This is a genomic window from Pseudoalteromonas sp. NH0006-46, assembly GCF_057547735.1.
Map to the genome: position 1 here is coordinate 370744 of NZ_BAAJML010000002.1, position 23869 is coordinate 394612.

The 23869-nt window shown below is 35.8% G+C and carries 22 protein-coding genes and 1 pseudogene; 18 read left to right on the forward strand and 5 right to left on the reverse strand.

The features are described from left to right. Window positions 1-167: 167 nt before the first annotated feature. Both AC27I2_RS06515 and AC27I2_RS06520 read right to left on the reverse strand, forming a co-directional pair. Complete coding sequence (locus AC27I2_RS06515) at window positions 168-1181, reverse strand: hypothetical protein (RefSeq protein WP_276756678.1); 1014 nt, start codon at window positions 1179-1181, stop codon at window positions 168-170. A 221-nt stretch (window positions 1182-1402) separates the two neighbouring features. Continuing rightward, window positions 1403-1771 (reverse strand): hypothetical protein, encoded by a 369-nt coding sequence (locus tag AC27I2_RS06520; protein WP_219422329.1) that lies wholly within the window; start codon window positions 1769-1771, stop codon window positions 1403-1405. Window positions 1772-2447: 676 nt separating this feature from the next. Here AC27I2_RS06520 and AC27I2_RS06525 point away from each other — a divergent pair. From AC27I2_RS06525 to AC27I2_RS06570, 10 genes are all read left to right on the forward strand, one after another. After that, window positions 2448-4472, forward strand: coding sequence for a histidinol phosphatase (locus tag AC27I2_RS06525; RefSeq protein WP_487203788.1), 2025 nt, complete (start codon window positions 2448-2450; stop codon window positions 4470-4472). After that, a complete protein-coding gene (locus AC27I2_RS06530; protein WP_487203789.1) occupies window positions 4453-4749 on the forward strand; it encodes a hypothetical protein in 297 nt (98 codons plus the stop codon). The genes AC27I2_RS06525 and AC27I2_RS06530 overlap by 20 nt, the downstream gene beginning before the upstream one ends. A 114-nt stretch (window positions 4750-4863) precedes the next feature. After that, entirely contained in the window at window positions 4864-5766 is a 903-nt protein-coding gene (locus tag AC27I2_RS06535; RefSeq protein WP_487203790.1) for a hypothetical protein, read from the forward strand. A gap of 1056 nt (window positions 5767-6822) precedes the next feature. Continuing rightward, window positions 6823-7158: a type II toxin-antitoxin system RelE/ParE family toxin gene (locus AC27I2_RS06540; RefSeq protein ID WP_375164308.1), complete on the forward strand. Its 336-nt coding sequence runs from the start codon at window positions 6823-6825 to the stop codon at window positions 7156-7158. After that, window positions 7155-7442 carry a NadS family protein gene (gene nadS, locus AC27I2_RS06545; RefSeq protein WP_011074394.1) on the forward strand — a complete coding sequence of 96 codons (288 nt, stop codon included), beginning with the start codon at window positions 7155-7157 and terminating at the stop codon, window positions 7440-7442. Before AC27I2_RS06540 ends, nadS begins: the two co-directional genes overlap by 4 nt. Window positions 7443-7721: 279 nt before the next feature. Further along, a complete protein-coding gene (locus AC27I2_RS06550) occupies window positions 7722-8063 on the forward strand; it encodes a DUF4258 domain-containing protein (protein ID WP_008109362.1) in 342 nt (113 codons plus the stop codon). 9 nt (window positions 8064-8072) lie between these two features. Next, on the forward strand, window positions 8073-8516 hold the full coding sequence (locus AC27I2_RS06555; protein ID WP_487203791.1) for a helix-turn-helix domain-containing protein: 444 nt from the start codon (window positions 8073-8075) through the stop codon (window positions 8514-8516). A 992-nt stretch (window positions 8517-9508) separates the two neighbouring features. Continuing rightward, window positions 9509-10459 (forward strand): PIN domain-containing protein, encoded by a 951-nt coding sequence (locus AC27I2_RS06560; protein WP_487203792.1) that lies wholly within the window; start codon window positions 9509-9511, stop codon window positions 10457-10459. A 93-nt stretch (window positions 10460-10552) separates the two neighbouring features. Then, entirely contained in the window at window positions 10553-11587 is a 1035-nt protein-coding gene (locus AC27I2_RS06565; RefSeq protein WP_487203793.1) for a hypothetical protein, read from the forward strand. 152 nt (window positions 11588-11739) lie between these two features. Next, the gene (locus AC27I2_RS06570) at window positions 11740-12024 is read left to right on the forward strand and encodes a hypothetical protein (protein ID WP_487203794.1); all 285 of its coding nucleotides are present in this window, start codon (window positions 11740-11742) and stop codon (window positions 12022-12024) included. 204 nt (window positions 12025-12228) lie between these two features. Here AC27I2_RS06570 and AC27I2_RS06575 read toward each other — a convergent pair. Together AC27I2_RS06575 and AC27I2_RS06580 are read right to left on the reverse strand one after the other, a co-directional pair. After that, window positions 12229-12387: pseudogene (locus AC27I2_RS06575) on the reverse strand (IS982 family transposase); the annotation flags it as partial. 259 nt (window positions 12388-12646) lie between these two features. Then, the gene (locus AC27I2_RS06580) at window positions 12647-12955 is read right to left on the reverse strand and encodes a hypothetical protein (protein WP_487203795.1); all 309 of its coding nucleotides are present in this window, start codon (window positions 12953-12955) and stop codon (window positions 12647-12649) included. Between the two features lie 454 nt (window positions 12956-13409). On the opposite strand from AC27I2_RS06580, the gene AC27I2_RS06585 reads away from it, so the two are divergent. The 8 genes from AC27I2_RS06585 to AC27I2_RS06620 all read left to right on the forward strand — a co-directional run bounded on the left by AC27I2_RS06585 (window position 13410) and on the right by AC27I2_RS06620 (window position 22062). Beyond that, window positions 13410-14099 (forward strand): ATP-binding cassette domain-containing protein, encoded by a 690-nt coding sequence (locus AC27I2_RS06585; RefSeq protein ID WP_487203796.1) that lies wholly within the window; start codon window positions 13410-13412, stop codon window positions 14097-14099. A 108-nt stretch (window positions 14100-14207) separates the two neighbouring features. Next, on the forward strand, window positions 14208-15419 hold the full coding sequence (locus tag AC27I2_RS06590) for a DUF3440 domain-containing protein (protein ID WP_487203797.1): 1212 nt from the start codon (window positions 14208-14210) through the stop codon (window positions 15417-15419). Between the two features lies 1 nt (window position 15420). After that, window positions 15421-16053 carry a ParB N-terminal domain-containing protein gene (locus AC27I2_RS06595; RefSeq protein ID WP_487203798.1) on the forward strand — a complete coding sequence of 211 codons (633 nt, stop codon included), beginning with the start codon at window positions 15421-15423 and terminating at the stop codon, window positions 16051-16053. 384 nt (window positions 16054-16437) lie between these two features. Then, entirely contained in the window at window positions 16438-17838 is a 1401-nt protein-coding gene (locus tag AC27I2_RS06600; RefSeq protein ID WP_487203799.1) for a tryptophanase, read from the forward strand. Between the two features lie 72 nt (window positions 17839-17910). Next, window positions 17911-19170 (forward strand): aromatic amino acid transport family protein, encoded by a 1260-nt coding sequence (locus tag AC27I2_RS06605; RefSeq protein WP_487203800.1) that lies wholly within the window; start codon window positions 17911-17913, stop codon window positions 19168-19170. Between the two features lie 11 nt (window positions 19171-19181). Further along, the gene (locus tag AC27I2_RS06610) at window positions 19182-20291 is read left to right on the forward strand and encodes a carbohydrate porin (RefSeq protein ID WP_487203801.1); all 1110 of its coding nucleotides are present in this window, start codon (window positions 19182-19184) and stop codon (window positions 20289-20291) included. Between the two features lie 104 nt (window positions 20292-20395). Further along, a complete protein-coding gene (locus AC27I2_RS06615) occupies window positions 20396-21604 on the forward strand; it encodes an EAL domain-containing response regulator (protein WP_487203802.1) in 1209 nt (402 codons plus the stop codon). A gap of 101 nt (window positions 21605-21705) precedes the next feature. Beyond that, complete coding sequence (locus AC27I2_RS06620) at window positions 21706-22062, forward strand: RidA family protein (protein ID WP_487203803.1); 357 nt, start codon at window positions 21706-21708, stop codon at window positions 22060-22062. Window positions 22063-22626: 564 nt separating this feature from the next. Here the strand turns inward: AC27I2_RS06620 and AC27I2_RS06625 are convergent. Beyond that, a protein-coding gene (locus AC27I2_RS06625) for an IS3 family transposase (RefSeq protein ID WP_487203804.1) occupies window positions 22627-23807 on the reverse strand; the annotation gives its coding sequence in 2 pieces (ribosomal slippage) (window positions 22627-23549 and window positions 23549-23807; 1182 coding nt in all). Window positions 23808-23869 lie beyond the last annotated feature (62 nt).

Here is a 23869-nt window from a genome sequence, read left to right on the forward strand (position 1 = left end):
ATAGCCACTGCTTTTAGTAGTGGTTTTTTTATTTTTTAAAGAGGGCACTACTCACTATAGCGGACAAAATGGGTTTAATTTGACTCAAAAGCTAAGTGTCCTGCCAAGCATATCTAGTAGCAATATTTTTCGTATCAGAAAATATTCTTAAGCATATATTTGAGTGCTCACAATGCATTCTCAATAAAATCAACATAAGCGAATGGCCTAACCCAAAAAAAACATGAGGCTGGCTCCAAAGCTATAGGGTAGTCGCAAGCATCTTTATGACTTAACAGATTCTTTTTAATTTCGTGATAGAACAGGGGTAATCTAACATGCTCATCATCTACCACTAAATACTCTAAAGTTAGCTTTTGCAATCCAAAATTAATGATAAATCTCTGTTTTTCATTTGTATTTTTTACCAAGAAGTTCACTTCAGGCGAAGCTACAACACTTTTAATTGAAATAGTAGGACAGAGCGGAAAGCCGAATACAGTATATTCTTCACCCTCAATTTGAAATGGAATGGGTAGTAAATCTGGATTATTGTTACTTATATCTGTTAAAAAATCCGTACAGTTTAAGAGCCAGTCGATATGACATTCTGTATTTTTACAAGAAATGTACTCGGCGCGATTAACTTTAGTTTTTGCCTTATTACTCAAAGAATAAGCTGATAACTCATCTAATTTAAATTTGGTGGCGATCAATCTAAATGGGGTGTTATTCACTTGAATATCTGAAAATAAAACAAAGTGGTTATTTGACTGTGTCTTAAAATATGGCTCCCAGCTTAATTTTAACTCATCAACTTTAATAATATACTTTGATTCGTCATCAAGCCCAAAGAGTTTGTATAAAAGTGAAATAAGTTGAGTTCGTGTTATGTTTATAGTCACTAACTTTTCTAATCGAAGAGCCATTTTTTCTATATTTTGGTGTAGTGCGTGTACTAAGTTACAGCCATCAACTTCACAAATGAGTAAATATTTAAGTTTGTCATTCTCTAATAAACGATAAAGCCCTTTCTTTTCTCCATCACTTTTAACGGAAGAACATAAATCATTAAAATTGATACTTTCATAAATTGCTTTTGCTAGTAGGTCTTTGCCAAAGTATGCAGGCAAATTAAGGTACTTTTCTAAAAATGTGGCTTGAAGATTTAATTTATAGACTAATTGAGTTGTTGTGAGCATTTGTTGTATCCAACTTTTCGATCAAAACACTAGCCTACCAAACGCCGGTTTCAATCTTATAGATAAACAAATTTTCGGATGCTCCGCTTTGCCGTTATTCATTGTTAATTTCAATAAATTGGTAGGCACAGGCTGTCCGTTCAGCCTGTTTACAATCTAAAGGATAAGAAACGGTCTGTAAAGAGTGAGGGTAATACCCATCTCTGTAATTTATACAAATGTTATTTTATTTTTCTCATGAAATCAGAAGGTTCAATACCAAAAGCTTTAATTATTATATCTTCTATTTTTCCATCCACATAGTTGGTGTTCAATGTATTGTTAAGGTTACGCACAATATTGTTCATATGGGCATCAAGTAATTTGTACAAGAAAATATCAGAATTTGGCTGAAGTGAAGCCAATAGCAATAATTGGTTATCAAATAGGTCAGAATTTAGTGAATCTCTCAAGTGAACCCAATCATCACATTGGTAGACACACATAGCTAAATGAGATTGAGCTTGTCTCAATGGAACATTAGTATTTTTAGAGAGACGTTTTGCTTGACGTTTAATGTTCGAAAGAAGTTCGTCGTTTGATAGCGACATTATTTCACCAATAGAAATACTTCAACACAAAGCCCACGCACTTTATATCGAGTATATTTATTGGAAAAACTTAGTTTGATAATTCAGGGTAAACTATTTGGCTCGCCAGTGGGAGCTGGCCTCCCTGCGAGGCCATAGCTTTAAAAAGTTAAGCTATGGCTATTATTACATATTTTTATAAATAATGAATAAAGTAATACGTTCAACAATGTTCAGCAGAGTTAAATTTCGACTTCAATATTTAGTCGCTCATATTTGACCTAAAAGTTTCGATGAATAAAATAGGACTTTATCTTATAGGCAGCTAAGAGCGACCAAGAGACACTCACTGTAATCATGTGCTATCAGCTCAATTCTATAAAGCGGACATTCCCCCAACTCATTTATGCCCCAAAACAAGTTAGGGTAAATCCTTTAATGGCTGCTTTGAGCGAAGCAGGTATTTAAAGTGTTAATGAATAAATAATCAATTCTCGGTTATAGAGTAGTCTAAACAATTGTAATTCCTTTTGCCTATGTGTAAGTTATTAACAATTAAATTAATAAAATCGTATTTTGATAATTCTGGAAATTGACTCATTGAGTGTTAACGAGAATTCTCGGTAATACGCTGTTATACGGTAGTTCGAGCATTGCTCTGCATAGGTACGTATACTAATTAGAAAGGGAATATTCGTTGAAAAAAATTGATCTCCATTTGCATACAGTCCCTACATTCAGTGATGCACACTTTGAATTTTCATTTGATAAGCTAAATGAATACGTTACGGTGGCAGAACTTGATGCTATTGCTATAACAAACCACGATGTTTTCGATCTCGCACAATTTAAAGAGATTCAAAAAGTCTTGGATTGCATAGTATTCCCAGGCATTGAAATTTATGTTGATAATGGTCATATCCTTCTCATTTCAGAGAATGAAAACTTAGATGATTTTCAACTCAAAGCTAACAATGTATCTGAAAAAATAAAGAAGGCAGGAGATAATATAAATGTCGAAGAATTAATTCAGATATTTGGAAATCTCAATGATTATTTAATTATTCCTCACTATCAGAAAAAACCATCCATATCAAAAGACACCTTTGAACAACTACGCGCCTTCATAGATGCAGGAGAGGTTGACAGCCCAAAGAAATTTGTTCGAATGGCAAAGGATGAGAATGAAATAACTCCTGTGTTATTTAGTGATGTAAGGATTAAGGATGGTTTACGTAAGTTCCCCTCAAGGCATACCTATATTGATTGTGGTGAGTTAACAATTTCTGCAATCAAGCATAGTTTGAGTGATAGGAGCAAAGTTGCTTTATCAAAATCTGATGGAAATAAACTGTTCCAGATATTTGATGATGGTCAACAACTTTCTACTGGTTTGAATATTGTTCTCGGGGCAAGATCTTCTGGCAAAACTGTGACTTTAAATCGGATCAATGAGGAATGTAAAAACGTAAAGTATATTCCTCAATTTTCACTAGTGCAGAGAGATGATTCCAACTATGAAAAGGAATTCAATGAAGGTGTAGCTCGAAAGAAAAGCAATTTTGTTGACAAGCACTTGGCCCCTTTTAAAGCAGTATTAGATGATGTAAGTACCATTGACCTTATTACTAATAGACGTAAAGTAGATGAGTACCTTGAAACTCTAATGAAACAAGCAGAAGAGGTAAGTAAACGAGACGCTTTCTCTAAAGTTACTCTATTTAATGAGTCACAATTTGAAATAAGTGAAGAGAAAGGACTTACACACCTCATAACCTCTGTTCGACTATTAATTGAAAATATTGAGTACAGAGATGTAATTGATAAACATATAAATGTAGATGATTTGAAGGCTCTAGCATGTGAGTTAATAGAGTCTCTTTGGGAAAAAACACTTAGCACAAAGAAGAAAAACGTTGTTAATGAGGCAGTACGGGAGGTAAAAAGTAAACTCAAACTTCGGTCTTCTAGCACACAAGTGAAAGATGTTGATTTGTACAAAGTAATGATTGAACATCAAAAGACTTTGAAATTTAATCTAATCGCCAAACAATTACAGACTGAAAAAATTATTCATGAAGAAAACATTCAAGGCTTTAAAGTTGTTTGTAAGCAACGAGCTTTTAACGGTGCTGGCGAAGTTAAAAATGTAAGTGGTAAGAAAGTCGCCTTTACTAGTGCCTACAAAGAATACTCTTCCCCATATAAATATCTTCTTGAGTTAAAAAACAATGAGGCGTTAACTCCTTCTGAATTCTATAAATACTTTGCATGCATTGAATATGAAATTCTTAACAAAGATGGGTTTAAAGTTTCAGGTGGCGAAAGATCAGAATTCAGACTGCTTCAAGAAATTAAGGATGCTCAAAACTATGACTACTTATTAATTGATGAGCCCGAGTCTTCTTTTGACAACATTTTTTTGAAAGGAGAAGTGAATCAAATATTGAAAGAGCTCTCACAAACTATGCCTGTAGTTGTTGTAACACACAACAGTACCGTTGGAGCATCTATTAAGGCTGATTATGTAGTTTATACATCCAAAGAAGTTGAAAATGGTGAAATTGTATATCGAAGATATTCTGGTCACCCATCCGTTAAAGAGTTAAGTACTGTTGATGGAATAAAAATGAATAACTTCAAAGTGACTATAGACTCATTAGAGGCTGGTGAAACAGCATATACAGAAAGAAAGAGTGGTTATGAAAGCATTAAAAATTGAAAATTCTCAGGGATTCTTTTTGAAAGAAGACGGTAATTATGAATCTTTAGATAAATTAGATAAAGCGATATTACTTCAACTAGTTAACATCGCTTTGGAAGATGATTACGTAATTGATGAATATGATGAATCTATACTTAAGAACCAAGCTCATCAAATAATTTACAAAAGTATTAGCGAAAAGCTTAACGATTTACATCTAAGACGGCAACAGTTTCGTGATACTTCAGAAAACCTATACCTAGAAGAATATGAGAAATATAAGGCTCAGGGATGAACTAACAAGCACTTTTAAGTCGGAACTCCAATAGTTGGCTGAGTTCGCTACGCTATACATTTTAGCCAACTATTTTCGTCCGCTTAAGTGGGCGTTATACGGAGGTAATTTAACATGGGCGGAGTTGCTATTCCGTTTGTCATAGATAAAGCTGGTAATATGATCAAAATCGACCAATATGAAGATCTAGGTTATCCCAAACCTATATTTTGTGGAGGTAGAAGTTGTCAGGCGAGAGTTACACATGTTGCGGGGCATAAAAGGAGAAATACTGGTAAGCTAATTCCAGCTATTTTCCGCTTGTTTCAAAATTTTGACCACTCAGATAATTGCAGTTTTAAAACCTCGGGTAACTATGAAATAGAGGCTAAAATTGGAACCTCAAATGTTGAACATGCTATTGCAGATGGTGAGACTTTGTTTAGGGTTCATATTTTAAACCACGAAGAGGCATCGCAGTTAAAGAGAAAAGAAGAAATCTTCGCCGACCAGATTCCTGAAGTTACGACAAAACGTCTTTTTTTCAACAGGGGCAAGATGCCCTGTTATGTTAAAGCTTGTAGCGATTTAGCCAAGTTATATGTATATGGAAAGAAAAACCCTAAAGAGCGTGATGGTCTTGAAATCAAGGTCAATAAAAGTACCGTCAAATGGAAAGATTTTTTCTTTGGAATTGGGCAATATCTTTATTTTCAACATTGCCTAACTAAAAGCAAGTACGTAAATGCAGCTATTGACCTAAAGATTACGCGGAAAGTTTTTTCTGGTGTGGTAGACGACTTTGAATATTTTGAGTGCAAACCGAAAAAAGTCAAAGGGTTGAAAGTTTATCCGGTTATAAGAATCTCCAAGAAACTCAAGTTACCGAACATTGATTTCGACAAGCAGTTTCTGGTCTATGGGAAGTTTCGCCTACGAAGTGCCGAAGAACCTAAAATATCAAGTGCGTATAATTCAGTAGAGTTTATGACAACTCTAGTGGACTTAAAGCAAATAGGTGAAGTTCCCACCGTATAACAAACTGTTTAAGAGTGATTTGAAACGCGTAGCATTTTTACTAAGCGTTGATTTTAGTGTTTAAAATGGTATGCGTGAGCTTCGGTATTCCGTTGCTCACAACTTAACAGGGTGCTACCCCATAGAAATTTCTATCCGGAATTTACCTGATACAGTCGACGTTCTAACACGCTTTTGTCCAAACTCGTGTCAGGCCGATCAGTTCTGGCACGTTTATGCCCCGCAATGAGCTGGATAGTAAAGTGGAAAAATAAAGGGGAAAAAAAACCAAGAAAACTTGGGTTTTATTTTCCCATAAAATGGGGAACGAATTTTTTTAACTTTAAAAAATTTAGGTCTAAGTTAATCACCTGGTTTGTGATCATGTGGTTTTAACGGCTTATGTTTACTTGGTGTGTTAGTTCGTTGTCTTTTATCCGGCGTTCCATCATCATTTTCTCTTTTCGGTCCTGGTTTAATGAACATATGTATACCCTTTGTAATGGTTTAAGTTGTTTATTCACCATTATAATAACCACTTTTTTACTAAAACATAGACTTAAAAATTTAAAAACAGTAAAGAAATTTATTGGTAAGGGTAGAAATTTAACTATTTGTGTTCATCATTGGCTTGTTTTTCATTTTATCGAATTATTACTCTCTGTTTAAAGCTGGCTTATCGATTAAAAATCTAATCCTAATGTACTATTTCATATAAATGGTTAATGTCTTGAATGTGGTAGCTACTGCCCTTATGACGTTGAATTTAGCCATGTAGAATTTTTTATTCTATGATATCCGATATTGCACAAAGGACTGTTTAGTTCGCATTAGTGACGGTAGTCTTAAATTTTTGCCCTATATTTTTCTCATCTGAACCATCCGAATTAGAGCAAATAATCTAGCACGTTTCAGTCTAAAACTGAGCCCGTGAATCACTCTGGCCCAGACTGATTCACTAAAGCAGTCTGGGCCAGAGTGTGTGGTATCAACAAAATGGCAAATGATCCTGTGTTGATTACCACATTCTTATAGTGTACACTGTACACCATAAAGGTGGCGTAAGGATTTTAATTAGTGAGCCATGCTATTGAGTTTGTCGAAACCTCGATCTTTACAAGACAGATCAAGGAACTTGCAACAGATGACGAACTAAAGGATTTGCAAGCAGAGCTTATTGCTCAGCCGGATAAAGGCGATATTATCAAAGGTACAGGTGGCCTACGAAAGGTTAGAATGGCTGTAGGCAACAAAGGGAAGAGTGGCAGTATACGAGTGCTCTATGTCCTTGCTCTGGCCGATAAAATTTACCTGGTACTCGCTTATCCAAAAGCAGTTAAAGATAGCCTAACTGCGGAAGAAAAGGCCAAATTAAAACTAATCGTTCAATCACTTAAAGGAGAGAGCAAATGAGTATATTTAACGAACTTCAAGCCTCCCTTGAAGAAGCGGTAGAAATTCATCATGGTCTCAAAAAGCCCGCTCGAGTAACTCGTTATGAAGTTGCCGACGTTAAGTCAATCCGTGAAGATTTGCTTAAAGTGACACAGGCCGAATTTGCTGCCACGATGGGTGTCAGTGTAGACACTGTTAAAAGTTGGGAAGGTAAACGCCGCAATCCTGCGGGATTAGCAGCTAAAGTGCTCGCCACGATTCAGCAAGATCCTAAAATCTACGCAGCCCTTGCTGCTCACTAAAATTATTCAAAGGCCCTTCTTGGGCCTTTGAATTCCCCCTATCTGAATCATTACGCGCATCACATTGGCATTTTGCGCGAGTTTCGGGCTCACGCGCTTTGATCCAAACTCGTGTCAGGCCGAACAGTTCTGGCATGTTTATGCCCCAAGACGAGTTAGGAAAGAAACTCACCCTTCTGCTGACGGCGATAGTAAGTTCGTTCAGAGTTTTTTCAAGTAATAGTTGACAACACGTTGCCTCCCTATCAAAATGATAGGTATCAGATTGATAGGTGGTTCATGGTTGAAAATAATCCACAAGGCGTTAAAGAATTCCCTCTTACAGAGGGAACAGCCAGAAAAATAATGAATGATCTGGCAGAGAATTATACCCACAGGATTCGATGGAGCAAGCATGTTAAACAACGCATGCATGAACGAGGGGTTACTACAGCACAAATAATTACTCTACTTAAGAGTAAACACTCGGTGTTCAGAGAGGGTCCATACCCTGAGGCCTCTGGAGATTGGAAATTTAACTTGAAAGGTTTAGCAGCGGGCAAAGTTATTGAGTTGACTGTTGCACTTAAGAATCATCATGACAGTCCTATGTCAGTTTTAGTAACTGTATGGATAGATTAAGAGGTTGATATGTACCATTATACTGAAAGCGGTTTATCAAACGTGTATCTAAAAAATGGTGTTACCGTTGAAGAAATCGATGGTGAAGAATATACATGTATTGATGATATGAACGGACTTCATAGCGCAATAGCACAGGCTGTTGTAGACAGCAACAGACCTCTTGCGTATGAGGAATTTAAATTTTTACGTATTGAAATGAATGTTTCTCAAAAAATGCTTGCGACACGTTTTGGTGTGGATGAACAGACAATTGCACGTTATGAGAAAGGTCAAACAAAAATTCCACGTACCACAGATGCGGCTTTAAGGGCTTTGTATATGGAAAGCCAAGAGAAAAATAATCCCGTAAGTTATTTTCTTGATTTACTGTCGGATACTGAAGCTGAGGAAGCTGCAAAAGTAATTCGCCTAGAAGAAATCGAAAACCATTGGGAAGAAGTAGAAAGCTAAGCCTTAAACTACTCAGCCAAAAAGCCGACATTAAGTCGGCTTTTTGGCTTCTATTCATCTTATGCAATGCTAGATAATTTGTGGTTTGTATTTCATACTAATTTATATGAAGACACGATAATACGCTCCTCATCGTCATTATTCGTAGCCAGTAAGCACATACCCTAAACCACTTTAAAGTGTAGTTCTTAGGTGTGAATGACTATATCTCGCTCTTTGCCGAAGTTCGGCTTAGTGCTATCAGTCGTAACTCGTTTCCTGCCCCAAAACGAGTTAATTTAAATGCTCTAAGGGCGGCTTTGAGCGAAAACCGCTCATATTTTAAATACTGCCCCAAAATGAGTTAGAAGATTTTACTGAGCAGGCTTATAGCAATATCTACATCTGCTGTAAATCTCGAGTGTAGACACATTGCTAAAAAGGTTTATACGCATTCGCCACTACGTTTTTTAGCTTATGCATGTCGTAAGCGAAAGTTAGCGTTAATAAAGGTTCAATTAACACGCAAATGCAAACTAGTGCAGACAAAACCAGAAACAAAGTTATTGATACCGCATTGGTCTTGTCAGTCATACAAGGTGGGTATGTTACGGTTTATTGGTTGGTGATTGCATATGTGTCGACAAATCAAATAGCGCGAACGAGTTAGCATCTTTGCTTGCTGCATAAAATCAAAGAGTTAACCTGCTTAACTGCTCAGGCTGGCAGCAATTGTGCGTGCAAAAAATATAGTTGTTTATCTAGCCAAACTTAGGTGTAATGGAAATATAATAGTGACTGAGTAACGCAGGGATAGCTTAGATACGATAGACACGGCAGTAACGTTGGCTTGATATCGCTTAGGCCATAAAAAGCAAATTCCCATAGCATAAACAACACCAACTCTGTCGCACCGAGCAGGTAGCGGCTCAGTCCAACAAGCGATTATGTAACACAAACTGCGTGTCGCATAAATACTAAAATGTTAAGCATCACAAGGAATTACTGAAGTAATGCAACTATTTATCGATACAAATATATTTTTCACATTTTTTAATCTATCTAGCGAAAGTATTGATGAATTAAAAAAGGCTCTTGTTCTTCATGAACATAACCGCCTCACTCTATGGCTGCCTGAGCAAGTAGAAGACGAGTTTTGGCGAAACAGGGAGTCTGTTATTAATCAAGTAATTTCAGAATTCAAGAAAGAGTCTCAGAACGGGCAAGTTCCACAGATTGTTAGGTATTCCGATAAAGCAGATGATCTAATTCAGAACCTCAAGGAATACAAAAGGCTGAAGCAGGATATTCTCAAAGATGTTAGTGAAAAAATTGAAGCACAGAATTTAGAAGCTGACGAAGCAATTAATGAGATATTTGGATCTGGGGAAAAGATTAAAAGAACACAGGAAATAACAGATTCTGCACTTCTTCGTTATGATCTTGGAAATCCTCCTGGAAAAAAAGGATCATACGGGGATGCAGTAAATTGGCTGAGTTTGTTGCAAGCAGTCCCAGACGATAATGACCTACACATAGTTACTGATGATGGAGACTACTTCAGTGAGCTTCATAAAGACCAAGCAAATGAGTTCTTGAGACGAGAATGGAAGAACAAAAAGAACGGTGATCTATTCGTTTATAAGCGACTTTCTCAGTACATATCAAAAAACCATCCAGAAGCGACGAATGTGGCCGAGATAGAAAAGAATATTGCTATAGAAAACTTGCAAGATTCTGGGTCATTCCAGCGTACACATTCTGTCATCTCAGAGCTAAGTTCGTTTGAGTCCTTTAGTCAGTCTCAGGCAATGAAAATTATCGAAGCATATCTTATTAATGAACAAATTAACTGGATTGCAAAGGATGCGGATGTGAAGGCTTTTGGCGACAAGATAGCAGAAGCCCATAAAGATGATATTGAAGAAGAAAAACTCAATGAATTTAAAGAGCTGTTCGAGTAAATGCTTAACAAGCGCAGGCTGTCGGAACGCCTTTCCGCTCCTTCGTCGCTACAAGTCGTCCGCAGCTGCGGGCGCTAGCTTTAAGGGGTAGTTATGGAAGATAACCGTATTTTAGCGTATCTAGATCACAACGTATTGGACTTGATAACTAAAGGCGATCCTCATCAAGTTAGGGAGCTGCTTAAAAACAATAACCTCACTCCAGTCTATTCAGATGAGACTCTAAAGGAAATTCAGAGGTCAAAAGGCTATGAATGTGGCTTTATTGAAATACTAGAAGAGATCGACGCAAAGTATATAGAGCCAATTCTCGATCAAAGCTTTAAACAAACTGGGCAAGCAAACATTCATTCAGTTCTAGCAAGTGATACTTATAAGCGCTTTTTAGCAAATCAATCGGAAAGCTGTAGTGGCGATTTTGGCATGTCTGAGATGCTCATGAAATTTTACGGGGGACAATCAGATAAGTCTTTTGGAGAAATCTTTCAGCAAGGTTCTGTTGATTTACAAAAGTACATGATGGAAGCTTTAGAAGGAATTGACGAAATTGCGCTAGATGAAACCATAGATATAGAAAGTATCAAAAAGCTTATTGCAGATTTGCCTGCGTTGATGAGCAGCCAATCTTCGAGAGTAGCAGAGGAACTTGATGAAAGAGGCGAGTCCCCAGTTTCAGAGTTCGAGGCCAAAACGGGAATTGGGCCAGTTATATTAAAAAATGTAAAACCGCCAAACGTGGTGGAAAAAATATGGCAGATTTTATCAAGCATTGAAGGATTCTCAGGAATTGGTATAGAAACATTTTTTGGAGTAAAACCTCATAGCTTTGAAGCAGATTCGGATAGAGAAAGAACTATTCAAGAGAAAGTCAACGCAGTCTATCACCAGTTAAATTTTCTCGGTTACTATCGTGATTCAAAAATGAAAAAAGATAGAAGATTTCGGGCATCCTTTAGTGATATGACGCATGCAGGTGTTGCTTCATTTTGTCATTTTTTTCTGTGTAGAGACGAAGATTTGGTAATGAAGGCTGCTGCGGCTTATGAATATTTAGGCGTAAACACTAGAATATTGCACTATAAAGCTAACAAGAAAATGCAGCCGACCGCTGACGCGTCGGCTGATTAGGGAGTTACCGAATAAATACTCTAACACGTTTTTGTCCATTGACGAGTTATAAACATAACTCGCCTTTGCCCCAAGGTGAGTTACCGCAAATACTCTAATTAGGTGACCGAAATTAGTTGACCACTACACATCCTGCCTTTAATGATGAGAGAATGAGATTTGATGTTGTTCTTGTTGGAACTAAAATCTCCCAGAATGATACTCAAATTACAAGGCGGTTGAAAGACCTTGCTGGTAAGGGCGGCGCGGGCCTTGTTTCCGGGGCGGATGAAAGAATTCGAGTATACGTTAAAAGTTGGTCTACAATTTTTAATGATTTCGAGGTGACTCATAGAGCTTTATTACAAAAGCTAAAAATTAAGAGAAGCGAGCTAGAGTATAAATCTAAGCAAACCCTTGTGGATGAATTGCAAATACCCGCGAATGGCATCGTTTAGTTTTTTCCGTTAGCTTTTATAATTTAGGCTATTTTTTTTCTCAATTTCTTTTGCAAACTTCTATAGCCCTAAAGCTCTTGTTTTAATAGCGGGTTTCTGCTTAGTGCTCTAAGCTTATAGTATAGCCACCCACTTGAACGAGCTTTAAAAGCGCCGTTTCAACTATAAAATCATGATTAACCTGAGATCTGGTTAATCCAGCATCTAATTATTATCATTTAACAGCTCAAATTCTTGAGTTGTTAAATCCAGGGAAGGCTTGTCCTTTTTCAAACAGTAAGCGATTAAACCACTTAACAGATTAAGCATAAAACTATGAATGCTGCGGTGTCTGGAGTGCCCAAAGTAAGATATATTTTTCAATTAGTCATTTACCGTTTTAGCCACTTTTCAAAAAACAAAGTACATAAATCATCGACATTACAATAGGTTTCTACTAGTTTATTCATGCTCGTTCCTTTTGGTCTTATCTTTAACTTGGTCGAACGATCGGATCTTAGAACGAGTAATTAGCTCCTTCGGTATTTCTACTTCTTATCCAGAACTCAGGTTGATTACTTAAATTCTGAATTTGATTATCCATACCAACCCTTGACAACAGTAAGGCTGAAAAAATACAGAATTAGGCACTTCCGTAGTCTTCGAATAAGTTGTAGGAATAATGGGATAATCGCTCATTAAAGAGTATTTGTAGCACAACTTCAGTCCTATCAAATTTACTTTTATGAATGAGTAAATCAAGTATAACCAATTCATAGTTACAGTTAGTTGCTTGGGATAAATAAAATAATTGTTTTTCAGTGAGAAAACGAGACCCCTGTCTTACAGCAGATAGCTTTTGACATGAAATTGATAGGTCATAGGCTATTTGCTTATCTGTAGTAAACCCTTTTTTGGCTTTAAATTTATCTAGTAAATTATTGATTAGCATCATTTACCTTATTTTTTTCAAAATTTCATTACAAAAAATGCTCAAATCCACATTTGAGTTAATTAGATAACTACCACTTTTAATTATTTGACACAAGAAAGGATGATTAACAAAAAAGGGTAACTAACTGTTAATCAAGTTGAAGTTTTTAAATATACAAAAAAAATTAACTACCTGATATTTTGGGTTTTAATTCTTTATTGGAAAGTTACCTGTTTAGCAAGGTTGTAGTTTCTGACGTTTAGATTCGTTTTTATCATCGTTGAATATACACAAAAAATGAACATATTAATTAAATTTGATGATAGCCATTTAATATTTTAATGGGGTACTTTACTGACTGAAAACTGTATGGGTGCAATAACTAGAAAGAGAGAGATAATTTTAATCTTTCTCATAGGTGTACGTTGTTAATAAAGTTTTTCACTATTAGCTTTTTTAGGGGGGAATAGTAATGAGTACTGATTATTGTATAAGCCTAAGGAACGTATCTTTCAAAAAAAACACTAATGGATCAATTAATAATATTAATCTAAATATATTGAAAGGCCAGCTAGCAATTATAATTAGCTTTGAACAATCAACATTAAATAATTTGTTAAAACTATTACGCGGCGAAGAAAAACCAGACGAGGGGGAAGTCGTTTATTTAGGCGTGGACCGTAATGATATTTTATTTTTACCTAAGTTTGATGAAGAAAATGAGCACTATCCTGTTACTGTTTTTAATCTTGTTAAATTTGCCAGCTTTAGTTGCTCTGAATTGCTCTATAAAAGTAAAAAACATATAAAAAATCTTGTAAACGAAGTAATTTCTAAAGTTGGAATGAGCCATTACGCAAAATGTTATATCCATGACCTTTCATTGAGCCAAATTCAACGAGTCAGATTTGCGAGGATCATTTTACAAAACCCAAAAGTACTAATATTAGACAAACCTTTCCTAAAAGTTAACTCAAAGACAAAAAAAGACTTACTTAATCTTTTAAAAAATATGCTAGCTAAAAACATGACTATCGTAGTGATAAATAACACATTAGACGACTTTAAAAATATGCATTCACAATTAACTTTTATCCATGAAGGGGTCGTTTTTACGAAGGCATTATTAACACCAAGCTATACCAACTTTATTAAAGGATGAGTTTTTATTATATGAACACTTACTTAAACTCAAAAGCTTACCGTACCTATTTTTAAGTAAGCTTGTATTTTTATTACTATATTTAACTTATCCATAGTAGGGAAAGTAATGAAACACTATTTAGAAATAGATGTGTATTCTGCTGCATGTGAGCGCCTTGACTACATTTTTAGCCATTTTAAACATTTTTACGTGTCTTTTTCAGGAGGAAAAGATTCTGGGGCCTTATTAAATTTAACCATTCAAAAAGCTGAAGAGTTAAATCGTTTACCTGTTGATGTTTTGATTGTAGATTTTGAAGCTCAGTACCAAAACACTATTGATTTCATTACAAGAATGGTTAAAACAGGCAAGGTTAACCCTTACTGGATTTGTTTACCAATAAGCTTGAGAAACGCTGCTTCCCAGTTCCAGCCAAAGTGGCGTTGTTGGGATAAAGACTGTACCTCAAAATGGGTAAGAGAAATGCCTAAACAACATGGAGTCATATCAGATATTAACTATTTCCCATTTTTTAAAATTGGAATGGAGTTTGAGGAGTTTGTAATTGAATTTGCAAAATGGTACCAAAAACAAAAAGAATCCCCTGTTGGTATATTGATTGGAATTCGTGCAGACGAATCACTTAATAGATACAGAACTATAAAAAATAAACATAAAGCTAAGTTTTTAGAAATACAATGGAGCACTAAACTCGAAGACAAAGTGTATTCTTTTTATCCAATTTATGACTGGAAAACGAGAGATGTTTGGATTGCTAATGGTAAAAAACAATGGGATTACAATAGAGCATATGATCTTATGCAAAAAGCGGGGGTCAGTTTATCCCAACAAAGGCTATGCCAACCTTTTGGAGATGATCAAAAAAAAGGCTTGTGGTTGTATCAAATACTTGAACCTCACACATGGCAAAAACTAGTAGAGCGAGTTGAGGGATGTAACTTTGGTGCTCGCTATAGTAAAACACAAGGCCATATTCTTGGCTATTATCGTTTTGATTTACCTCCTGGCTATACTTTTAGGCAGTACAGTAAGTATTTGCTAAATACAATGCCCCCGCCATTAGCAAATCACTATAGGGAACGAATATTCAAATTTTTAATGTGGTGGCGGCATAATCGTAAAAGATTTGGAATAAAAAAGATCCCAGACTATACAAATGTAAAACTAGAAAACAGTAAAAAAGTGCCAAGCTGGAGGCGCATTTGCAAGGTTTTAATAAAAAATGACTATTGGTGTCGTGGTCTTTCATTTGGGCAGACAAAGTCTTTGACTGAGCACTATAAAACCCTTTATGAAAATTACCTTAGAAGGAGTTAGCATGCAAAACCAATTTGAAGTAAATAAATCACTTCCATATAACGAAATAATTAGAAGCTTAAAGGACTTTGCTTCCTTTAAAGAGCCCCATAGCGATAAAAAAGTTGAGTTTTATAATCATATTGTTTCGCTATTATCTAATTGGATTAAAAGTCCATACCCTGTAACCCAATTACAGCTTTTACATGTCAATAATATTAAGGAAAATCACTATAACCCTAACTTAGTTGCGCCTGTAGAGTTTGAGCTTTTACGCCATTCAATTGAGAAAGACGGCCTGACTATACCTATTATTGTTAATAAAACTAAAGATAAAGGTATTTATACAATTGTTGATGGCGCTCATCGCTTTGCTATTTTAAAGAGCATAGGCTTTGACTACATACCATGTGTTATATTAAATAAATCAACCTTAGAGAATGTAGCAACATCGGTTAGACATAATATTGCTAGAGGAAAACACCAGGTAGAGCTCACCGCAAAGCTCGTAATAGAGCTTAAAAATTCAAATTGGAGTAATGAGAAGATACAAAAAGAGTTAGGCATGGATGCAGATGAAGTACTTAGAATGCAGCAAATTACAGGTCTTGCAGAAGCTTTCAAAGATGATGAATTTTCTCAAGCTTGGAGTTAGGCATAATGCAAATTTAGAGCTTTATTTGCATTATGAATATAGATATATACAAAAAAGTTATTAACATTTCCATCTAAAATTTTGACTATTATTGCATTTAATTGTATAAGTTAATCATCATAGTTTTTAACAACCAAACAAAAAGGGGGAACAAAATGTCTTTTTTTAAATTTATTTATGCTTTCCCTTTAATCATATCGGCGGTTGCACACTTCAACTGGTTTACAGCCGATCCTCAAATTAAAAATCCATCCAAAAAACTCTATTTAGTCTAAGAATCCCCTTTCTTTCGAATTAAAGTCATTCCGTTTTTCGTTTCTGCTTTAGCAGTATGCGTGTGACTTTTAGATTAAATATTCAATTATTTTGATTAAGAGTTTTATTATGAAAAATCTACCTCAACCTTATAAAATCAAGGCCGTTGAGCCGATCAAGTTATTATCTTCAGAACAGCGTTTAGCCGCATTAAAAAGCGTTGGCTATAACCCATTCTTGTTAAAAAGTGAGGATGTTTTTATCGATTTATTAACAGACTCTGGTACCGGTGCTATGAGTCAAGCTCAATGGTCTGCAATCATGAGTGGCGATGAGTCGTACGCTGGTAGCCAAAGTTTTTATCGATTAGAGTCTGCTGTAAATAAAGTTTTCAATTACAAATATGTCATACCTACCCATCAAGGCCGAGGGGCAGAACAAATTCTTTTTCCAGTTTTAATAGACAAAATGAAAAAAGATAAAGGGGGTAGTAAACCTGTTTTCATCTCAAATTATCATTTTGACACAACTGCCGCTCACGTTGAGTTAAATAGTGCAAAAGCGGTAAACGTCGTGGTTGATGAGGCTTATGATTTAAGTAAACACTTTGATTGGAAAGGAAATTTCAACCTATCAAAGTTGCGCGAAACAATAAGCAAGTATGGTTCAGAAAATATTGCCGCTATTATTATAACCATTACATGCAATAGCATGGGGGGGCAGCCTGTTTCACTTGGAAATATGAAAGCTGTTTATGGCATAGCACAAGAATTTAATATACCTGTTGTAATGGATGCTGCCAGGTTTGCAGAAAATGCCTATTTTATTCGTGAGCGAGAGCCCCTTTTTGAAAATGTAAGTATTGAAGATATTGTTTTAAAAATGTTTCAGTATGCGGATATGTTTACTATGTCTGCAAAAAAAGATGCCATGGTAAACATCGGTGGACTTTGCTGCTTTAAGTACGATGAAGCTATTTATCGTGATGTACAAGCTTTATGCATTCCAATGGAAGGCTTTGCTACGTATGGAGGGTTAGCAGGGCGAGATATGGATGCGTTGGCAGTCGGCCTGTTTGAAGCTATAAACCTCGAATATTTAACCGCACGAATTGAGCAAGTCGACAAATTAAATCAGCAGCTTAGTAAAGCAGGTATACCCGTTCAAAATCCAAGTGGTGGCCACGCTGTTTTTATTGATGCAAAAGCTATGTTACCTCATATTCCAGCAGAAGAATTCCCAGGGCATGCTTTAGCTATAGCCTTATACCTTGAAGCAGGTATTCGTTCGGCTGAAATTGGCTCACTTCTTTTGGGCAGAGATCCAGATACTGGAGAACAAAAGCCATCTCCAACAGAGTTATTGCGTTTAGCTATCCCTAGACGAACATACACAAATGAACATATGGACTATGTCGCAAAAAGTGTAATCAGCCTCCTAAAAGTAAAAGAGAACATCCCAGGGTGTCGTTTTACTTATGAACCGAAGATCCTTCGCCATTTTTTAGCTCGTTTTGAGCCAATGACCTAACACAACCCAACCACTCTAATAGCCATTCTGCTTTAACTGAATGGCTATTATTTATAATAATTAGGGGGATTTATGAATGAACTAAAGAAAGTTTCTATTGTTTATGGTGCCACCGTTGTTTTTAGTACAGCTGTTGGTGTCGGAATGACTAGCCTACCAATAATAAGTACTGGAATGTGGTTTACGCTGAGTGTTGCAGTCATATTTTTAACTGCACTCTATATTGTTTTAGCAGGAGCTTTGTTACTAGAAGTAAACATGAAGTATCCGGCAGGAACTGGAATCCACATGATGGTACATGACTTACTTGGCCCAAAGCATGCTTTTTTAAACGATTGCATGATGCTTTTTAATGGTTTTATTCTTTTATACGCTTATCTAACTGTTGGCTCTGAAGCTATACAATTTTACTTTAATAAAGTGTTAAGTATTGATTTAAACCATTCCTTAGCAGCTATATGTTTTGCAATTTTGTTTGGAGTTATTTTTTACTTACCGCCTTTAATCATTAGTCGGTTTTTAACAGTCTTTATTGCTTTGATGTTATTGTCGTTTTTGTATATATCGTATGTTTTAGCTTTAAATTTCGATATCAAAAATGCGTTTACTCCCGCTTTTGCATCTTCGAGGCCTGAGTCCACCAGTTTATTCCCATATATCTTCATAGCACTCCCTTATTTTATGGCTGCAATGGGTTTTCAGCAAACGATCCCAATGTTAAGGGAGCTTTATAACAATGATGCAGTGAGAGTTTACAAAAGTATTTTATTGGGAATCACAATAGTCTCTGTACTCTATTTAGTGTGGCTTTTTGTCATAATGGGGGCGCAATCACAAAGCTATATGATTACGTCGCTCTCTTCTGGAGAGAGTAAGTTAGAGAATATTGTCTCTACACTAAGTGAAAATAACAAAGTACAGGCATTGATGTATTTTTTTATTCAGGTTGCTATTGTCACTTCTTTTATTGGTGTAGCAAAGGGGCTGCTGGACTACTTAAAAGATCTCTGTGTTACTCATTATAATCTACAAGGAATCTATCCTAAACTTCTGGTTATTTTACCTCCTCTAGTTCTCTCAATATTTTTTCCCTATGGCTTTTTAATTGGTATTGGCTTTGCTGGATTAGCTGGCGCCATTTGGGGTGGCTTTTATCCTGCATTAATGGCAATCAAGAGTAGGAAAAAAATAGTCGGGAACGCTAAAGATTCAACGTTTGAAACCATAGGTCATTCCCTATCCCCTAAGTTCACCTTGTTTTATAGCATTTTAATTGTACTGGTAATGCTCCTTAGTTTGTTCAATTTATTACCAAATTACCCAAATTTATAAGAGAGATTATTATGTTTAATTCAACTATTGATTTTAAATTTCTGATTAAGGTTATGTTTTTAACTTTTTTTTCTGTTGGAGTTTTAGCCAAAGCAACAAATAGTAATGGTTTTCAAAATATAGATGCCGATTATTACTCATATTCGACCTCAGCAACAAATACAATACCCGAGCAAAGTAAATTCTCATCTTCAGGTATTTTCCGATTGTATGGTAACTATGCACTTGAAAATACGGACATCATAAAGTTTAAAGTCGAGTACAGAGACACTTATACTACTGTTACTCCGAAAGATTTTGTCATAAATAATGTGGGAGCAGTTGGTTTAATTGAGCCTCAATTCAGTGATATCGGATTTAGATTGACCAATTTGTATTGGCATAACAATTTAACTGAAAAAACTGAAATTAATATTGGCTTTTTAGATACAACTAATTACTTAGACACCTACATTTTAGGTAATCCTTGGGCTGGATTTAATAACTTTATCTTTAGTACGGGTTCTGGGACATTGACCATGCCAGATGAAGGAACTTTAGGGTTATCTATTAAGCATATATTTGATAATAATTACTATGCGTTGGCAAGTGTTACAGACGCGAATGCTTTGTCTAGCAGGCCATTTGACAACCTCATGCGTGGAGAGTTTTTTAAATCAATTGAATTAGGTTGGGTACAAAGTGTAGATGAATTTTACACAAAAAATATACACCTTTTATATTGGGAGTTAGACGGAGGTAGCAGGCTAAGTCAACAAGATAGCTCTGGTTATAATTTTTCATTGGCTTATCAGGTTCAAAACTTTTTGCCTTTTATTAGAGCCGGTATTAGTGAAGGTGATGCAAGCTTGCTCTCTAGAAATATAACCTTAGGTACGGGGTATTTTCTTAATAATTCTCAAAACTCAACATTTGGCTTCGCAATAGGTTTTGGGGAGCCAAATAAAGAGTTATTTAAGCGTCAATTAGAACATCAAACTACTACAGAAATATTTTTAAAAACCACGGTTGGACCAAACCTAACTTTAACTCCGAGCCTTCAGTATTTGCGTGGCCTCCCTTTTAACTCTGAGGAAAATAACGCGTTAGTAGCTGGATTAAGAATGAATTTAACGCTTTGATAATAAACAGCTTTTAATTTAACTCTTTAATTGCAGCTTTAGACCATAGATTGTCTTAGCTGCAATTAATTTAAAGTTTGCGGAATAAAGTGGGAGTGAAAAAAATGAATATTTTATTAGTAATAGCTCAAAAAGAGATTGAGGAAAGAATAAAAAAACAATTAGTGTTTCTCTTTCCTGACCGGAAATTTAATTTCAAAGAAGCTGGAAGCGTAGGTCAGGCAATTATTCAACTAAGCGCTTCCAATATCAAAGACACTAATTTGATAATTTGTGATTTGAACTTGCGCGAGGGAGACGGGTTAGAGTTAATTAATTATTTAGCAATAAGTAAATTTAAAAAAATCCCTCTAGCAGTCACTAATGTAACCGACTTTAGGACTTTTCAATTAGTTAAGTCAATCATTTCTGGTTTCCAGCTTAATTGCGTCGGTGTTTATCAGTCCCCTTTAAACTGTAAAAACTTGTTTAAGGACTTTTTAAAAAAAGCATCAAAGGAGGAGACTACAACTTTAACAGCATTAGCTTATAAACAGAAATATATCTTAGAGCTATTAAATGAGGAAAATTTGTTTTTACATTATCAGCCCAAAATTGACTTATCTTCTGGGAATATTATTGGTTTTGAGGCATTAGCTAGAGTGCGTTCAACTAAAAATAAAGTTATACACCCTGAGGAATTTGTACCTTTAGCTGAAAAGGTTGGCCTAAATACTCAACTATCTATGCTTGTTTTAAATAAAGCGATTACTCATTGGAAAATGCACCCTTATTTAAAAAAATACTCACTATCGATAAATATAAGTGCTACTGATTTAGTGTCAAAGGCTTTTTCAGAGAATGTCATTAAAGCACGCTCAGACTCTATGGATATAAAGCTTTTATTCGAATTAACAGAGTCACAGACAATTATTGATCAGTATCAGGCTAATAAAGTTCTTAACGAATTCATAGATTATGGAATTTTAATTTCCTTGGATGACTTTGGTATGTGCCATTCTAACTTTTCTCGTTTAGATAGTTTTCCATTTAGTGAGATAAAAATAGATAAAGCATTCGTTAATGATATCGACACAAATAAAAAGCATTTTTCAATTGTTGAATCGCTTTTAGATTTAGCTAAAAAGTTAAATGTTCAAGTTACAGCTGAAGGAATTGAAAGCTCGGTTGTTTTGAATAAATTGATAGATCTAGGCTGTCCTATTGGACAAGGCTATTATTTTAGTAAACCTATCCCAGGATATTTACTCCATGATTGGATTGAAAAATATACTAATAATCTAAAAGTAGAATCACTCAGTTTATGTGAATAAATACTTTTTTATAGCTAAAACTAAACTCTGGTAAGAGGAAATTAACCCAAAAATTGAACTTGCTCGAAAGAGTAATTTAAATAACTTTATGAGGTAACCCTATGTCAATTAATCGCAAACAAATAACCCAAAGGATGAGTGCCAGTGTCGCACACAACGGTACAGTTTATTTATGTGGGCAGGTATGTAAAGATGCCAATGAAGGGATTACAAATCAAACAATTTCAATGCTTGAAAAAGTAGAAGACTTACTTGAAGACGCAGGGAGTGATAAATATCATTTATTAAGTGCTACTATTTACATAAAAAATATGGCCTTATTTGAAGAAATGAATGATGTTTGGGATAAATGGGTGCCACAAGGAAAAGCACCAGCAAGGGCATGTGTACAAGCTAAAATGGCTCGCCCAGAATTATTAGTTGAAATATCTGTTATAGCCGCAGTTATAGATTTTTAAAGTTGTAAAAGGACATTAATTAGAGAATTAAGACCAAGTTGACTTAGTCGTATTGTATCTATTTTAATGTCCTGCCAACCATAGAAAACCATAAACTGAATTTATACTAAATCGCAACCTCTGAAGCCTCATATTTAGCACTACTAAACTATGGATGGGCGTTATGAATCTAGTCATTTGACGTTTCAAATGTGAAGATGAAAATTAGACTTCACTATATGACATATAACACCATAGCAATGCTAACAATCATGGCATGACGGCTTAAAAGCCTATCGTAGTAGCAGGTTCACCTTTAGCCTCTGCCCAGCTCTCGCAGCCCGTGAACTTAAACTTATTTTGCGCGGCATAAAGAGAGATGGTATCTACAAAACATTTCTTACCACAGAGAAGACAAGGCAAATAAAACATGTCTTTAATCATTTTTTCTGCGTGCTCTGTACCCTCTGTGGTGAATAAAATCACTTCAAGGTCTTTTTGCACAAAGAGAAGTGAATGAGGAGTAAATGAGCAAATACCACCTATTAGCCGTCGCCCTGCTCTGCCCCCCAAAAAGTGTAGTGGTCAACTAATTTTGGCCACAGTTTTAGAATCTTGGTATCTAACCTCAGATTCATTTGGTGCTAAACCTGCATTATAATGATGTGGTCTAACATTATTGTAATATCCGTTAATATAATCACTCACACTATATTTAGCTTCTTTAAAGTTCTCATATCCAATCTTTGGCATCCACTCCGATTTAAAGCTTCTAAAAAATCGCTCCATCGGCGCATTATCCCAACAATTTCCGCGTCTGCTCATACTTTGTGTAATTTTATAGCGCCATAAACGTTGGCGGTACTTCAAGCTTGTATAGTGGCTTCCTTGGTCTGAGTGAAACATTAATCCACTTGGCTTACCTCTGCTTTCATACGCGAGTTCAAGCGCTTTTAGCCTTAAGTTAGTATCTGGCGACAACGACATGGCCCAACCAACGACTTTACGTGCAAATAAATCAACAACGACCGCTAAATAAGCCCAGCGATTGCCTGTCCAAATATACGTCACATCACCGCACCACACTGTATTCGGCTCAACAACATCAAACTGCCTGTCTAACAAATTTGGGATTTCAAGATGCTCATTACCACCCCGTTTATACTGATGTTGTGGTACTTGGCAGCTCTCTAGTTTTAGTTTAACCATCAGCTTAGCGGCGCGATAACGGCTTAATTCAAAATCGTTATTCGTTGCGATTGCCGCGATTGTCCGTGCCCCAGCTGAACCGCCGCTCATTGCATGTATTGCTTTAACTTCAGCCTCTAGCCTTACTTGCTCTGGCGTCGGCGTTGTATCCCGTACAGCCCAATATTTATAGCTGCTGCGATGCACATTGAACACGTTACACAGCACGCTAATTGGGTAACGCTCTCGTTGATTTAGCTTCTCAATTAACGAGAATTGTTCAGGGAGTCGGTCATCAAGAGAGCGGTAGCCTTTTTTAATATATCCTTTTCTAATTCAATGCGTTGAATTTGCTTTTTAAGTTCACGAATTTCAATTTGTTCGGGTGTCATTGGTGAGGCTGTGGGAGCCTGGCCATTCCGCTCTTGCTTTAATTGAGTTACCCACTTACTTACAGTTGATTTACCAACACCCATAGCCTTAGCTGCATCTTCTTGTGTGTAGCCTTGGTCAACTACAAGCTGAGCTGTTTCTAATTTGATTGCAGCAGAGTACGTTGCGCGTTTTAATTTTGTCATTTTTTCACCCAAATTTGTATGCTTATTAGCATAACATTTCTTTCTTAATGACTGACCAAATT

Excerpts from the sequence above, each read along its gene's own strand:
- AC27I2_RS06515 (WP_276756678.1), bottom strand. The coding sequence starts at position 1,181 with ATGCTCACAACAACTCAATTAGTCTATAAATTAAATCTTCAAGCCACA.
- AC27I2_RS06520 (WP_219422329.1), bottom strand. The coding sequence starts at position 1,771 with ATGTCGCTATCAAACGACGAACTTCTTTCGAACATTAAACGTCAAGCA.
- AC27I2_RS06530 (WP_487203789.1), top strand. The coding sequence starts at position 4,453 with ATGAAAGCATTAAAAATTGAAAATTCTCAGGGATTCTTTTTGAAAGAA.
- AC27I2_RS06535 (WP_487203790.1), top strand. The coding sequence starts at position 4,864 with ATGGGCGGAGTTGCTATTCCGTTTGTCATAGATAAAGCTGGTAATATG.
- nadS (WP_011074394.1), top strand. The coding sequence starts at position 7,155 with ATGAGTATATTTAACGAACTTCAAGCCTCCCTTGAAGAAGCGGTAGAA.
- AC27I2_RS06550 (WP_008109362.1), top strand. The coding sequence starts at position 7,722 with ATGGTTGAAAATAATCCACAAGGCGTTAAAGAATTCCCTCTTACAGAG.
- AC27I2_RS06555 (WP_487203791.1), top strand. The coding sequence starts at position 8,073 with ATGTACCATTATACTGAAAGCGGTTTATCAAACGTGTATCTAAAAAAT.
- AC27I2_RS06560 (WP_487203792.1), top strand. The coding sequence starts at position 9,509 with ATGCAACTATTTATCGATACAAATATATTTTTCACATTTTTTAATCTA.
- AC27I2_RS06565 (WP_487203793.1), top strand. The coding sequence starts at position 10,553 with ATGGAAGATAACCGTATTTTAGCGTATCTAGATCACAACGTATTGGAC.
- AC27I2_RS06570 (WP_487203794.1), top strand. The coding sequence starts at position 11,740 with ATGAGATTTGATGTTGTTCTTGTTGGAACTAAAATCTCCCAGAATGAT.
- AC27I2_RS06580 (WP_487203795.1), bottom strand. The coding sequence starts at position 12,955 with ATGCTAATCAATAATTTACTAGATAAATTTAAAGCCAAAAAAGGGTTT.
- AC27I2_RS06585 (WP_487203796.1), top strand. The coding sequence starts at position 13,410 with ATGAGTACTGATTATTGTATAAGCCTAAGGAACGTATCTTTCAAAAAA.
- AC27I2_RS06590 (WP_487203797.1), top strand. The coding sequence starts at position 14,208 with ATGAAACACTATTTAGAAATAGATGTGTATTCTGCTGCATGTGAGCGC.
- AC27I2_RS06595 (WP_487203798.1), top strand. The coding sequence starts at position 15,421 with ATGCAAAACCAATTTGAAGTAAATAAATCACTTCCATATAACGAAATA.
- AC27I2_RS06600 (WP_487203799.1), top strand. The coding sequence starts at position 16,438 with ATGAAAAATCTACCTCAACCTTATAAAATCAAGGCCGTTGAGCCGATC.
- AC27I2_RS06605 (WP_487203800.1), top strand. The coding sequence starts at position 17,911 with ATGAATGAACTAAAGAAAGTTTCTATTGTTTATGGTGCCACCGTTGTT.
- AC27I2_RS06610 (WP_487203801.1), top strand. The coding sequence starts at position 19,182 with ATGTTTAATTCAACTATTGATTTTAAATTTCTGATTAAGGTTATGTTT.
- AC27I2_RS06615 (WP_487203802.1), top strand. The coding sequence starts at position 20,396 with ATGAATATTTTATTAGTAATAGCTCAAAAAGAGATTGAGGAAAGAATA.
- AC27I2_RS06620 (WP_487203803.1), top strand. The coding sequence starts at position 21,706 with ATGTCAATTAATCGCAAACAAATAACCCAAAGGATGAGTGCCAGTGTC.